This window comes from Achromobacter denitrificans NBRC 15125 (assembly GCF_001571365.1).
GTDB classification, from domain to species: Bacteria; Pseudomonadota; Gammaproteobacteria; order Burkholderiales; family Burkholderiaceae_B; genus Achromobacter; species Achromobacter denitrificans.
This window is the reverse complement of record NZ_BCTQ01000002.1, coordinates 173,895-187,663: the sequence shown is the minus strand read 5'-3', so window position 1 is coordinate 187,663 and position 13,769 is coordinate 173,895. Positions and strand designations below refer to the sequence as shown.

At 66.5% G+C, this 13,769-nt stretch carries 12 protein-coding genes; 7 read left to right on the top strand and 5 right to left on the bottom strand.

Features of this window, described 5'->3' with window-relative positions; genetic code table 11:
* Nucleotides 1-12: 12 nt before the first annotated feature.
* From ADE01S_RS31065 to ADE01S_RS03175, 4 genes are all read right to left on the bottom strand, one after another.
* Nucleotides 13-741, bottom strand: a complete 729-nt coding sequence (locus ADE01S_RS31065; protein WP_062680014.1) for a TetR/AcrR family transcriptional regulator — start codon at nucleotides 739-741, stop codon at nucleotides 13-15.
* Between the two features lie 92 nt (nucleotides 742-833).
* Nucleotides 834-2,441 (bottom strand): acyl-CoA carboxylase subunit beta, encoded by a 1,608-nt coding sequence (locus ADE01S_RS03185; protein ID WP_062680013.1) that lies wholly within the window; start codon nucleotides 2,439-2,441, stop codon nucleotides 834-836.
* A complete protein-coding gene (locus ADE01S_RS03180) occupies nucleotides 2,438-2,941 on the bottom strand; it encodes an acyl-CoA carboxylase biotin carboxyl carrier protein subunit (RefSeq protein WP_062680012.1) in 504 nt (167 codons plus the stop codon). Before ADE01S_RS03180 ends, ADE01S_RS03185 begins: the two co-directional genes overlap by 4 nt.
* Entirely contained in the window at nucleotides 2,941-4,425 is a 1,485-nt protein-coding gene (locus tag ADE01S_RS03175; protein WP_062680011.1) for an acetyl-CoA carboxylase biotin carboxylase subunit, read from the bottom strand. Before ADE01S_RS03175 ends, ADE01S_RS03180 begins: the two co-directional genes overlap by 1 nt.
* Nucleotides 4,426-4,594: 169 nt before the next feature.
* Here ADE01S_RS03175 and ADE01S_RS03170 point away from each other — a divergent pair, with 169 nt between their 5' ends.
* From ADE01S_RS03170 to ADE01S_RS03145, 6 genes are all read left to right on the top strand, one after another.
* Nucleotides 4,595-5,806, top strand: a complete 1,212-nt coding sequence (locus ADE01S_RS03170) for an acyl-CoA dehydrogenase family protein (protein WP_062680010.1) — start codon at nucleotides 4,595-4,597, stop codon at nucleotides 5,804-5,806.
* A 55-nt stretch (nucleotides 5,807-5,861) separates the two neighbouring features.
* Complete coding sequence (locus ADE01S_RS03165) at nucleotides 5,862-7,466, top strand: AMP-binding protein (protein WP_062680009.1); 1,605 nt, start codon at nucleotides 5,862-5,864, stop codon at nucleotides 7,464-7,466.
* A gap of 76 nt (nucleotides 7,467-7,542) precedes the next feature.
* Nucleotides 7,543-8,433: a transcriptional regulator GcvA gene (gene gcvA / locus ADE01S_RS03160; RefSeq protein WP_062680008.1), complete on the top strand. Its 891-nt coding sequence runs from the start codon at nucleotides 7,543-7,545 to the stop codon at nucleotides 8,431-8,433.
* 101 nt (nucleotides 8,434-8,534) lie between these two features.
* On the top strand, nucleotides 8,535-9,230 hold the full coding sequence (locus tag ADE01S_RS03155; protein WP_062680007.1) for an RraA family protein: 696 nt from the start codon (nucleotides 8,535-8,537) through the stop codon (nucleotides 9,228-9,230).
* Nucleotides 9,227-10,621 carry an MmgE/PrpD family protein gene (locus ADE01S_RS03150; protein ID WP_062680006.1) on the top strand — a complete coding sequence of 465 codons (1,395 nt, stop codon included), beginning with the start codon at nucleotides 9,227-9,229 and terminating at the stop codon, nucleotides 10,619-10,621. Before ADE01S_RS03155 ends, ADE01S_RS03150 begins: the two co-directional genes overlap by 4 nt.
* A 16-nt stretch (nucleotides 10,622-10,637) precedes the next feature.
* Nucleotides 10,638-11,618: a Bug family tripartite tricarboxylate transporter substrate binding protein gene (locus tag ADE01S_RS03145; RefSeq protein ID WP_062680005.1), complete on the top strand. Its 981-nt coding sequence runs from the start codon at nucleotides 10,638-10,640 to the stop codon at nucleotides 11,616-11,618.
* Nucleotides 11,619-11,667: 49 nt separating this feature from the next.
* On the opposite strand, the gene ADE01S_RS03140 is transcribed toward ADE01S_RS03145, so the two are convergent.
* Entirely contained in the window at nucleotides 11,668-12,579 is a 912-nt protein-coding gene (locus ADE01S_RS03140) for a LysR family transcriptional regulator (RefSeq protein WP_062680004.1), read from the bottom strand.
* 151 nt (nucleotides 12,580-12,730) lie between these two features.
* On the opposite strand from ADE01S_RS03140, the gene ADE01S_RS03135 reads away from it, so the two are divergent.
* Nucleotides 12,731-13,753: a Bug family tripartite tricarboxylate transporter substrate binding protein gene (locus ADE01S_RS03135; protein WP_062680003.1), complete on the top strand. Its 1,023-nt coding sequence runs from the start codon at nucleotides 12,731-12,733 to the stop codon at nucleotides 13,751-13,753.
* The last annotated feature ends 16 nt before the right edge of the window (nucleotides 13,754-13,769 follow it).

Below are 13,769 nucleotides of genomic sequence, written 5' to 3'. Positions count from 1 at the left end.
ATGCGGCGAGAATTACGCGGTTTTTCCTCTCTCCGCCGCCGCGAACAGGGACTCCAGCCGCGACAAGCGCGCTTCGACTCCCGTTTCCGGCGAAGTGGCTTGAAGGCCGTGCAGCATCAGGTTCGTATAGCTTTCGGTCACGGCATCGACGTTGACGCTCTGATTGCCGAAAAGTACCGGCCACATCAGATGCTCAAGCCCGCCATACAGCATGGCCCGGGCAGCCTCGGTGTCCACGCCGGCGGCAAGCTCTCCGTCTTTCACGGCGTCCGCGAGCGCCAATTGGGCGAATTGGGTGTAGCGCACGTGAAGCGCATGCAGGCCCGAGCCGGCATAGTCAGGCCCCGTGCGCACTTCGTGCAAGACAAGGCGGGCAAGGCCAGGCTTCTCCACATACACGCGCACGTGCCGCCAGATGATGAAGCGCAGCCGCGCGCGCAAGCCTTGAAGGCGCGAGAAACCATCTTCGACGTCGCGGATCAAGGGTTCATACATTTCGCTCAGCACTTCGTGCAGGAGATCGCGCTTGGTCGGGAAGTAGCGGAAGATCAGCCCTTCGGCAATTCCGGCGCGCTGCGCGATTTCGCTTACGGCTGCTTTTTGGAAGCCTTTTTCTATGAAAACCTGCCGCGCCGCCGCGAGGATCTCGCCGGCGCGCCTTTGGCGCTTTTCCGAAAGAGGCGCCGGAGCATGGTTGCCGGTTGTCTTCGTGTCGGCGGAGGTGCTGGAGCTGGTTTTCATGATGGCTGATGCGTGGGCTTGCCGTTTCCGTATGTCTTCTGAGCGCAGCCGGCGCAGGACCTCCCGACATCGACTGCGGCGGGCTCGGCCGCTCAGATGCGGAACACGCCGTAGCTTGGGGGGGCTATAGGTTGATTGAGCGCGGCGCTCAAGGCGATGCCCAGGGCGTTGCGTGTATCTGTCGGGTCGATTATGCCATCGTCCCATAGGCGCGACGTCGAATACAGCGCGCTCGATTGGCGGCGGTAGTCCTCCAGCACGGGATCGCGGATGGCTGCCAGTTGTTCCGGCGAGAGTTTTTCCCCATTGCGCGCGAGTTGCCGCAGCTTCACGTCGGCGAGCACGTTGGCCGCCTGCTCCGCGCCCATGACCGAGATCTGGCTCTGCGGCCACATGAAGAGGAAGCGGGGGTCGAAGGCGCGTCCCGACATGCCGTAGTTGCCCGCCCCGAACGAGCCGTTGCAGACGACGGTGAACTTGGGCACCTCGGAACCCGCCACGGCCATGATCATCTTGGCCCCGTCCTTGGTGATTCCGCGCCGTTCATAGTCGCGCCCGACCATGAAGCCGGTGATGTTCTGCAGGAAGATCAGCGGCGTGCGGTTCTGGTTGCACAGCGCGATGAAGTGGCACCCCTTTTGGGCGCTCTCGTTGAAAAGCACGCCATTATTGGCCAGGATGCCGACCTTGTAGCCCCATAGGTGGGCGAAGCCGCACAGCAGCGTCGGGCCGTAGGCGGGCTGGTACTCATGGAAACGGCTGGCGTCCACCATGCGCGCGATGACTTCGCGCATATCGAACTGCACCTTGATGTCCCGCGGCACGATGCCATACAGTTCCCGGGGGTCGTAGTAGGGCGCTTCGGGCTCCTGCCATTCCACTTGCGCCTTCTGCGGCCGCTGCCATTGCGCCACGACGTCCCGGGCGATGGCGATGGCCTCGTACTCGTTGCCGGCGGGGTAGTCGGCCGTCCCCGACAGGCGCGTATGCACGTCGCATCCGCCCAGATCCTCGGCGCTCACCTCTTCGCCGGTGGCGGCCTTCACCAATGGCGGCCCGCCGAGGAAGATGGCGCCGTTCCCCCGCACAATCACGCTGTAGTCCGACAGCGCGGGCACGTACGCGCCGCCGGCGGTGCAATGCCCGAGCACGATGGCGACTTGGGGAACCCCCATCTTCGAGAGGATCGACTGGTTTCGGAAGATGCGCCCGGCGAAGTGGCGGTCGGCAAACAGTTCGGCCTGCAGGGGCAGAAAGCCTCCGGCGCTGTCGCACAGGTGGACCATGGGCAGGCGGTTTTCGACGGCAATATCGGTCGCGCGCACGATCTTCTTGACCGATAGCGGGTACCAGGCCCCGCCTTTCACGCTTGCATCGGAAGCATTGACCATTACCTCGCGCCCGCTGACGATTCCGATGCCGGTGACTACGCCGGCGCCGGGCACTTCTCCGTCATACTCCATGTTGCCTGCCAAGGTGGACAGTTCAAGGAACGGCGTGCCTGGATCCAGCAATTGCCTGAGGCGATCTCGCACGAACAGCTTGTTCTGGCGGGCCAGGCGCTGCATGTCGCGGTCGGGGCGCTGGTGGCGAACGGCATCCTGCTGTTGCCGCAGCGCCGCGGCCAGCGCCAGATTGTGTGCACGGTTGGCCAGAAAATCTGCCGAACGCGTGTTCAGCGCGGATTCAATGCGGTTCATTCCGAGGCGCTCCTGTCCAGCGTGATAAGCAAGGCGTCTTTGTCGATGAGCTGTCCGACGTCGACGTGCAGGCACTGCACTGCGCCATCGCAGGCGGCATTGATGGTGGTTTCCATCTTCATGCTCTCTATCACCATCAGCGCGTCGCCCCGGCGCACCCGCTGGCCGACTTCCACGGAAACGGCGATGATCGACCCCGGCATGGGGGCCCGCGTCACGGCGTCTCCCTCGTCCGTGGGATCGCCGGAAAAACGTTGGAGGTTATCGACGTAGCGCAGGAGGTGGCTTTCTCCATTCAGGTGCACATGCACTTCATCGCCCCGCCTTGCGATGAGGACGTGGTAACTGTCGCCATCGATGATCAGTTCGTGAGTGTGTCCGCCGCGCTCCAGTAGCTCCACGGGAATTCGCCGGCCGCCGGCATGCAGGCAATAGCCCTCGCGAGAGCGGCCGAGCCAGAGTTCGTGTGCCTCGCCGTCCAGAAGAAATGCGTGCAACATCAGTTTCTCCAGTCGCCCATGTCGGCATGCAACGCCGGCACGGCGTCGGCGGCATCGCGCACCGGGCGCGTCGCCAGCGCCGCGGCGGCCAGCAGCCGGTGCAGGGTTTCGTCGGATAGCGGCGGCTGCGCGGCGACCTCGGGGTGCGCATCCAGAAAACCCGTGTGGATCTCGCCCGCCAAAAAGGCCGGGTGGGACAGCAGCCGCCGCAGGAAGCCTGTGTTGGTCTTGCATCCCAGCAGCGCATAGTCGTCCAGGGCGCTCCGGGCCAGCGCAATGGCTTCGCCACGCGTGGCGGCGCTGACGATCAGCTTGGCCAGCATGGGGTCGAAGGCGGCGGTGATCTCTTGTCCGGCGGCGATGCCTGAATCGATCCGGATGCCCGCGGCGCGCGGCTCGCGCAGGGCCAGCACCGGCCCGGTGGTGGGGAGGTAGCCGCGCGACGGATCCTCGGCATAGATGCGGAACTCGAATGCGTGGCCGCGAGGCCGCAGCGTTTCCTGCGAGAAGGCCAGCTTTTCGCCTGCCGCCACGCGCAACTGGTGTTCCACCAGGTCGATGCCCAGTGTCTCCTCCGTGACGGGATGCTCGACCTGAAGCCGCGTATTCATCTCCAGGAAGTAGAACTCGCCATTGCCATAGATGAACTCGACCGTCCCCGCGTTGCAGTAGCCCGCGCGCCGGGCGATGCCCGCGGCAGTGGCGCAGATGTCATCGCGCACCTGTGGCGACAGAGCCGGTGACGGCGACTCTTCCACGATCTTCTGGAAGCGCCGCTGCACCGAGCATTCGCGCTCGAACAGATGGACGACAGTGCCATATTCGTCGCCGAACACCTGGACTTCGATATGCCGGGGGTTTTCGATGAAGCGCTCGACGTACAGGCGGCCATCGCCAAAGTAACGTTGCCCCTCGCTGCGCGCGCGGTCCAGTTCGGTGCGCAGCGCCGCCGCTTCGCGCACGATGCGCATGCCTTTTCCTCCCCCGCCGGCGGCCGGTTTGATGAGCAGCGGGAAGCCGACGGCCGCCGCGCGTTCGACAAAGCTGTCAGGATCGTCGTCCTCGATCGCGGAAGGCGCGACGGGAAAGCCGCCCTGGGCGACGAATGCGCGGGCGCGCACCTTGTCCCCCATCAGTTCGATCGCCTCGGCGGAGGGGCCCACGAACACCAGGCCCGCCTGTCGGCACTGGCGCGCGAACGACGGATTTTCCGAGAGAAAGCCGTAGCCCGGATGGATGGCGCCAGATCCGGTGCGGCGCGCCGCCTCCAGTATCTGCGTGCCGTCGAGGTAGGCCGCCACCGGAGTCGCTCCGGTGATCTCGATGGCGGTGTCCGCCAGGCGCACCGCGGGAGTGTCCGCATCGACGGCGTGATGCACCACAACGGCCCGCAGGCCAAGGCGTTGCACCGTGCGCACGATGCGTGCAGCGATCTCGCCTCGATTCGCGATCAGCACCGATTGGAAAGGCCAGTTGGTTTGCACCTGCGCTCCAGTTCATGTTGACGATCATGCAGATTATTGAGCGTCACTCACTTTTCTTTAAGCCAGTGTTTTCCCTACGTGGAAAAATCCTGGCGTGAAGATAATATGAGCGTCACTCAAATTGTAGGTACGGTCAATCTAGGTCGTGTTGCCTAAAGGTGGAGTGACCATGTCCGAAAGTGGCTTGCATATCGAGCAACGTTCCACGCCTCAGCTATTCGCCGGTCTGTCGGACGATGAAATGGAGGTGCTCGCGCAGGCGGATCGCTTCGCGCGCGTCGAGCTTTATCCCCTGGCGCAACGGATGGATGACGAAGAATGGTGGCCGGCCGGCATCTTCGAGCGGATCGGCGCCAACGGCTATTTCGGCATAACGGCGCCGGAGGCGCTGGGGGGGACGGGCCTGAACCTCTTCACCAGCGGCCTGGTGCTCCAGGCCTTCGCCCGTTGGAATCATGCCTTGGCGCTGGCATGGGTTGCGCACGAAAACCTGTGCCTGCATAACATTCTGCGCAACGCGAACGATGAGCAGAAAGCACGGTTCGTGCCCGGCTTGTCGAGCGGGAAGCTGGTGGGCGCATTGGGCTTGACGGAACCGGGCGCGGGGTCGGACGCGTTGGGCTCCATGCGCACCACCGCGCGTCGGGTGGGCGACCACTATGTGCTGGACGGGACAAAGATCTTCATCACCAATGGCCCCGTGGCGGATGTCTTGCTGGTCTATGCCAAGACCGATCGCGATCTTGGGGCGCAGGGCATCTCCGCGTTTCTTGTGGAGACGGGCATGCCAGGCTTCCGCGTCGCGCAAAAGCTCGTGAAGATGGGGTTTCGCGGAAGCCAGACCGGCGAGCTCGTGTTCGACGGTTGCCGTGTGCCCGTGGCGAATCTGATGGGCCAGGAGAATGCGGGGGTCAAGGTGGTCATGAGCGGTCTGGACTTCGAGCGGGCGATGATCGCTCCGCTGTGCCTGGGCATTGCCGAGCGGGCGCTTGAACTGAGCATCGACTACGCGCGGGCGCGCCAGCAATTCGGCAAGCCGATAGCCAGTTTTCAGATGGTGCAGGACAAGATCGCCACTATGTATACCCAAGTGGAGGCCATGCGGGTGTTCACTTATCAGACCTTGCGCGCGGCCAGCGCGCTGGAAAATGGGGATGCCGGGCGCGGCGAAATCCACAAGCTGACCGCCGCCGCGGTGATGTTCGCGGCCAACGGCATGCATGGCGTACTGGACGAGGCGGTTCAGGTGCACGGAGGCACAGGCTACATCTGGGAGTCGGAAATCAACCGTCTCTACCGCGCCATCAAGCTGCTGGAAATAGGTGCGGGCACGACCGAAGTGCGCAAGCTCATTATCAGCGGCGAACTGCTCAAAGGGTGACCAGGCCCCGGAACTGAGTCCTGGAACGGATATTCCCACGGAAAGGGAGGCGGGCATGACACAACACGCGGACGGGGATTTTGTAAGGCGCATCAACGTAGGGGACCTGCTCACGCGCAGCGCGGCCAGGGCGCCTGGGAGCGACGCGGTGATCGACGGCGAGCGCCGCTACAGCTATGCCTTGTTGGAGGCATGGAGCAACCAGCTTGCGCATGGCTTGCTTGCCCGCGGCTACAAGGTGGGCGATGCGCTGGCGCTCATGTCGGGAAACAGCGCCGAGTTTCTGGCGACCTATTTCGCGTGCGCCAAGATCGGCGTCGTGTGCGTGCCTATCAACCTGTTGTGGCGACACGGCGAGTTGGCCTATGTATTGCAGCATGCCGGCGTGCGCGGCGCGGTCGTCACCGCGCGAATGCTGGAGCAGTTCCTTACGGGCTTGACGCCCGGTCAGGCGTTGCGCGACGTGTTCGTGATCGATGAGGGCGAGGACGCGCAAGCCGATCTGCCCCAACCGCTGGCGCGCATCTCCTTCGCGCAGCTATCGGCTGGCCAGGTGTCGGACGTCCCATCGGCCGCCGTTCCCGATCGCGCGTCGTTGTCCTATCTGTATACCAGCGGCACCACCTCCGCGCCAAAGGGAGTGGTCGGCAGCCATCTGGCGATTTATCTGGAATCGTTGGGCACGGCCATCGACACCGAGCTGAGCCGCCGCGACCGGGTGCTGGCCTTGATGCCCATGTTCCACACCGCGCAGTTGAACGCCATCTGCACGCCGGCCGTTGCGGTGGGGGCGTGCATCGTGATCATGCAGGGTTTCGAGGCGCAATCGTTGCTGGATCTGGTTGTGCGGGAGCGGCTGACGGTATTGTTTGCCCTTCCCATGATGTACCGCGCGCTGGTGGAGGCCCAGCAGGCCCGCGCGCGCGATGTCGGCAGCCTGCGACTGGCCGTCTATGCCATGGCGCCGATGCCGGACCATGAGCTGCGCGCCGCCATCGACACGTTCGGCTGCGGCTTCTCGCTCATGTTTGGCCAGACGGAAATGAGTCCCGTGGCCACCTTCTTCCGGCCCGAGCACCAGCTCAGCCATCCCGGCGCGGTGGGAACGCCGGGCATCAATGTCCAGGTCGGCATCATCGACGAAGCGGGAAGGCTCCTGCCGCAGGGCGAGGCCGGCGAAATCGTCTACCGGAGTCCCCAGGCGCTGAGCGGCTATCTGCATGACCAGGACGCCACCGATACCGTTTTCCGGCATGGCTGGTTCCATTCGGGCGATGCCGGCTACTTCGATGCGGATGGCGTGCTCTGGTTCAAGGACCGCTTCAAGGACGTCATCAAGAGCGGGGGCGAGAACATCGCTTCCATCGAAGTGGAGAAGGCTTTGTATGCGAGCGATCCGGATATCGCGGAAGTGGTCGTGGTTGGCCTGCCCCATGAGCGCTGGACCGAGGCCGTGACGGCGATCGTGCTGCTGCGCCCGGGCAAGCGTCTCGACGAGGCCGCGCTGATGCAGCAGCTGCGCGAGCGCCTGAGCCCCTTCAAATGTCCCAAGTCGTTCATCGTGGTCGACGCCATGCCCAAGACGGCGACGGGGAAGATCCAGAAGGCCGTTCTCCGCCGCGCCTACGCGGACCACTACGCATCCGAAAGCGGGCATTAGTCCGTCCCTCGCGGCCAGTCCCTGATCGGTTATCCTCGCCCGACCGGCACTATCATCCCCCGCACCCGCCTTCGCGATGAACCGCAACCGCCTGCCTTCCACCGCCACCCTGACCGCCTTCGAGTCCGCGGCGCGCCATCTGAATTTCCGGCGCGCGGCGCAAGAACTGCATTTGACGCAAGGCGCGGTGAGCCAGCAGGTCCGGCAACTGGAAGCGCAGCTGGGCGTGGCGCTGTTTGCTCGGGTGCGGCAGCGGGTGTTGCTGACCAGCGCGGGCGAACGTTATCTGGCGGAGGTGCGCCGGATCCTGCTGGCGCTGGGAGAGGCCACCCACCAGGCCATGGCCAGCGGCGACAAGGAAATCCTGAACCTGGCGGTGGTGCCGGCCTTCGCGGTGAAGTGGCTGGTGCCCAGGCTGGAAACATTCTTCGAAGCGCATGCGGACGTGAACCTGAACCTGGTGTCGCGCAATGCGCCTTTCGATTTTTCGGTGGAGCCGTTCGACGCGGCCATCCACTATGGGGAGGCGTCGTGGTCGGGAGCGGTATGCGCGCACCTGATGGACGAGGACATGCTGCCGGTGTGCAGCGCGCAGTACCAGGCGCAGCTGGGGCTGCATGAACCGGCGGGTCTGGCGGGGGCTGTCCTGCTGCAGCAGTTCACTCGGCCTTCGGCGTGGCGGGATTGGTTCGCGCACGTGGGGATAGAGCCGGCGAATGCGTTCCAGGGGCCGCGCTTCGACAGTTTCCTGATGATTCTGGAGGCGACCCAGGCGCACCTGGGCGCGGCGCTGCTGCCGCGTTTCCTGGTGGCCGACGACCTGGCCCGGGGCAGCCTGGTGCAATTGTCTACGCAGGCCCTGCCGAGTTCCCGCGGCTATTACCTGGTCTGCCCCGAAGCCAAGCAGGACGCGCGGGCGGTGTCGGCGTTTCGCGGCTGGCTCCTGGCCCGGATTGCCGGTGATTAGATTTTCTATCTAACTGATCACAAAGCATCGCTTTCTATACAGGGATCGAGCCGGGACAATTCGGACTGAATTGCAGGAAAACTGTTCAGGAGCCGAAGCCGATGTCCTCTTTCCACACCGACCGCCGCTGGAAAAAGCCGCTGCCGCCGTTCGTCGTCAATCCGCTCGTCGACCGGCCGGCGCCGTCCGATGTGGCGGTGCTGGCGCAAGCCGACGTGACGCGGGTGAGCGACCTGGTGGGCCGCATGTATACCTGCCAGCCGCCCCTGCGTTCGCTGGTGGCGCCTGCCGTTCCGCTTTGCGGGCCGGCGTTCACGGTCAAGTGCCCGCCGGGCGACAACCTGGGCGTGATGGCGGCCATCCGCCGGGTGGAAGCGGGAGACGTGCTGGTGGTGGACGGGCAGGGCTTCACGCAGTGGTGCATGGGCGGCTTCGAATTGCTGAAGTACGCCTGCGAGCAGCGCGGCATGGCCGGGCTGGTGGTGCACGGCGCGTGGCGCGACGTGGCGGAGGCGCAGGCGGCGGGCTTGCCGGTGTATGGGCTGGCCGTGTCGCCGCACTCGGGGCCCAAGTTTGGGCCGGCCGAGGTGAATGTGCCGGTGGCGTGCGCCGGGGTGATCGTGCAGCCGGGGGACGTGGTGTGCGCCAGCGCCGAGGGCGTGGCCGTCGTGCCGCGCGGCAGCGTGGAGGCCGTGGCCCGGGCGCTGCGGGCAGGCGGGGGCGGGCATGGCATCGAACACTTCCTCGACGAAATGGACGAGCATGTCGCCGGCTGGCTCGATGGAGGCCGGCAATGAGCGCGCCGGCCGCGCCGGCGGCAGGACTGACGCAGGCCTTCGCGGCGTTCGTGGCGAACCTGCGCGGGCCGGAGGTCCCGGCCGCGGTGCGGGCAGAGGCGCGGCGCGCCATCGCCGACTGTCTGGGCGGCGGCCTGGCCGGCTCGGTGGACGAGGTGACCGGCGCCGCGGCGGGGACCCTGGGCCAGGCGCGCGGCGACTGCACGCTATGGGCGCGCGCGCAGCGGGCGTCCGCCGGCGATGCAGCGCTGATCAACGGTTGCGCGGCGCATGCGCACGCGCTGGACGATACGCACGAATCCATGCGCGGCCACCCGTCCGCGCCCATTGTTCCGGCGATTCTGGCGCTGGGGGAAAAGCTGGATTCTGATGGCGAGGCTTTGCTGACGGCCTACGTAGCCGGGGTCGAGGTCGCGGGGCGGCTGGGGCGCAGCGTGAACGACCGGCATTCGCAGCTGGGCTGGCACACGACGTGCACGCTGGGGACGGTGGGCGCGGCGGCGGCCTGCGCCTCGCTGCTGCGGCTGGATGTGGAACGCGCCCGGCACGCCCTGGGCATCGCCAGCTCCATGGCGGGTGGGCTTAGAGTGAACTTCGGCACCATGACCAAGGCCCTGCATGCGGGGCTGGCCGCCCGCAACGGCGTGCTGGCCGCGCAATTGGCGGCAGGCGGCATGACGGCCAGCCCGGCGGCGCTGGAAGGACGCGAAGGATTCCTGCAGCTATTCTGCGACGACGGCAGCCAGGACCCCGGCCGCGCGCTGCAAGCGCTGGGCGACTCCTACGAGATCGCGAGCCCCGGCATCGTCTACAAGCAGTACCCGACCTGCTCCCTGATGCACGCGCTCGTCGATATGGTGCTGCGGGCGCGCGAGGCGGGCTGGATGGAGCCCGGCGGCGATCTGGAACTGCGCTGCGGCATCAGCCGGCGGCTGGACGCGGCGCGCACCAAGGGCTGGCCCGTCTCGGGCCTGGCGGCAAAGTTCCATGTGGAGTATTGCGTCGCGGTCGCGGCCTGCCGGGGCACGCAGGATGTGGGCGATTTCACGGACGAGGCGCTGGCGCATCCGCAAGCGCGGGACTGGGCCGACAAGGTCCGCCTGTCGGTGGGGGAAGACTTTCCCGCTGGCAACGGTGACTACGCCTCGCTCGCGGTGCTGCGCAACGGGGTGGAGGTGTTCCGCCAGACGCAGGCCAAGCCGCTGGGCCATCCCAGCCTGCCGCTGCCGCCGGCCGGGCACGAGGCGAAATTCATGCGCCACGCCACGGCGGCGGTCCCGGCCGAACGGGCCGCGCGCCTGTGGCGGCTGCTGTGCGCGCCGCAACCCGGTTCCGCGCGTGAACTGGCCGCTGCGTTGTCCGCGGACGGCCAGAAAGATTCGACAATCTGATCCAAGGAAGCTAGATATGCCTGCCATCACTCGCCGCCAATTGCTGATCGGCGCCGCCGCGTCCCTGGCGGCCCATGCCGGCCTGGTCCGCGCCCAATCCCGGGACATGAGCATTATCGTGGCGTACCCGCCGGGCGGTTCGCTGGACGCCATGGCGCGCATGATCGCGCAGCACCTGGCGGAAAGGCGCGGCCACGCCGTCGTGGTGGACAACAAGCCGGGCTTCTCGGGCAACATCGGCGCGCAGTACGTCGCCAAGGCGGCTCCCAACGGCAACGCGCTGCTGATGACGGCACTGACCTCGTACGCGATCAACGCCCGCCTGATGGGCAGCACCATGGGGTACGACGTGCTCAAGAGCTTCGAGCACGTCGCCATCGTCGGCTACCTGCCCAACGTGTTGATCGTGCCCGCCAGCCTGCAAGTCAATGACGTGCCGTCGTTCGTGCAAGCCGCCAAGGCCAGGCCGGGCGCCTTCTCGTACGCCACCACGGGCAACGGCTCGCTGGAACACATCGCCGGCGAGATGTTCAAGCGCGCCACGGGCATCGAGATCGAGCCCGTGCCGTACAAGGGGTCCACCCCCGGCATGGCGGACCTGATCGGTGATCGCATACAGGCGATGTTCGTGAACACCTCCACCGCCATCTCCAATCTGCAGACGGGGCGCATCAAGGTGATCGGCGTTGCCGGCCCCGACCGCGTGGCGGCCTTGCCCGGCGTGCCGACGCTGCGCGAGTCCGGCGTGAACATGAGCAATGATGTGGTGTCGATCTTCGGCATCGCCGCGCCCGCGGGCACGCCGCGCGCCGTGGTCGATCAATTGAACGCCGACCTTAACGCCGTGCTGGGCAGGGCGGACGTGCAGGAGCGCTTCGGCGGCCTGGGCATCGAGATCGTGACGGAAAACGCGGCCTACGCGACCCGGCGCATCGAGGACGAAGTGGCGGTGTGGGACCGGGTCATCCAGGAAACGGGGATTTCCCTGCACGGCTGACGAACGGCGGGTCTTCCGGCGACGCCCCCCGGATGGGTGCGCCGCGCGCTCAAGGCGTCGCGGCACCCCCGGCCGACAGCGCCTGGATCAAATGCCGCACGAAGCGCTCGGTGGCATCGGGCAGCGTGGCGTGGCTGGCGGTCTGTATCTGCAGCGTGCGTTCGGCGAACCCGGGCTGCTGCAATGCCACGGCGACCAGTGCGCCGCTGGCCAGCGGCTGCGCCAGGGTGATTTCGCCGGCCATGGTGATGGCGTGCCCGGCTTCGACGATGGCGCGGATCACCGACGAGGAGTTGCTGGAGTACGCCACGTCGAAGGGCGGCCCGTCGCCGCGGGCGGCGGAGTTGTCGAACAGCAGGCGCACGGTGGTGCCGGAGTCGGTCAAGGCGATCGGGTAGGGGCGCAGGTCGTCGAGCGAGACGCTGCCGCGCGCGGCCAGGGGATGGCCGGGCACCATGATGGCGCGCACGGGCGAGACGATGTCGTAGCGCACGTCGATTCCGCTGCCGGGGTTGAGGCTGAAGGCCAGGCCGACGTCGATGGCGCCGTCGCGCAGGCGCTGCGTGACCACGCCGGGCGAGGCGATGTGCACCTGGAATGCCACCTCGGGATGGCGGTCGCGATAGGCGCCGAGGATGCGCGGCAGCACGTTGCGCGCCACGGCTTCGTTCGAGCCGATGCGAATGGTGGTGAGTTCCGCGTGCCGCAGGCTGCGGATGTCGCGCAGCACGTGTTCGGAATCCATGGCGGCGCGCCGCGCGTAGTCGGCCAGCAGTTCGCCGGCCCGCGTCAGCACCATGCCGTGGGGGCGGCGTTCGAACAGCGCCGCGCCGCAATCGTGCTCCAGCTTGGCGATCTGCCGGCTGATGGCCGAAGGCGCCACGTGCAGGGCCGCGGCGGCGTCCTTGATGCTGCCGCCCCGGACCACTTCAAGGAAATAGCGATGAGCGGTGCTGAGCATGGCGTTGGTTCTAAAAAAAGCAATTGGTGTGCGAATTATTGATCTTGATTGCCTAAACAGCAATTCCTAGAATGGACCGGCCTATCGGCGGCCGGCATCAGCGGACACAGAGCCGCGGCCGGCCGCGTATTCACGGACCAAGGGGAATCGCATGGCCATCGCTGTCTGCACGTCGAATTTCACCGGATCGCGCCCGCGGGGGCGCGGTTTCCTGAAGCGGGCCGTCGCCGCGCTTGCGTTGTCCGCGGCCGCGGCCGGTGCGGGCGCCGCGGATTTCCCGCAACGTTCGCTGCAACTGATCCTGTCGTTTCCGCCGGGCGGCGCCACGGACGTGCTGGCGCGCGAACTCAGCCAGAAGCTGGGCGACACGCTGGGGCAATCGGTGGTGGTGCTGAACCGCCCGGGCGCCGGCGGCCTGATCGGCATGCAGGCGGCCGCAAGGTCGGAGGCCGACGGCTATACGCTGTACATCTCGTCGGTGATGTCCAATTCCATCTACGAAGCCCTCAACGGCAAGCAACAGGTGTCGCTGGACGGCGACTTCGAGGCGGTGGGCGCGATCGCGAGCGCGCCGCACATCCTGGTGACGCCGTCCACGCTGGGCATCAAGGATTACGCCAGCCTCGTGTCCTACCTGAAGGCGGCGCCGGGCAAGTACAACTACGCCTCCATGGGGGCGGGCACGCTGTCCAATCTGGAAGGCGAGATATTCAAGGAACAGGCGGGCGTGGACGCGCTGCAGATTCCCTACAAGGGCAGCAGCCAGGCGCTGCCCGAAGTGATCTCGGGCGCCTCGGTCTTCATGTTCGACAGTGTCACCAGTTCGCTGCCGCACAAGCAGGGCGGCCGCATCGAGGTGCTGGGCGTGGCGTCCGCCAAGCGGCTGCCGGTCATGCCGGAAGTGCCCACATTGAAGGAACTGGGCGTGCAGGGCCTGGAGGCCGAGAACCTGTTCGCGCTGATGGCGCCCAAGGGCACGCCCCGAGACCGGCTGGACATCGTGGCCCGCGCGCTGGCCAAGGCGCAGGACGACGCGGGCTTTCGCAAGGCGATCGAAGCACAGGGGTTCCAGGTCAGCGAGATCCCTGGCGCGTCCCTGCCGCGTTTCATCCTGGATCAGCAGGCCTTCTGGCGCGACAAGGTCAAGGCCCTGAACATCACCGCCGGCAAGTAACGGCGGCGCTTCCGAA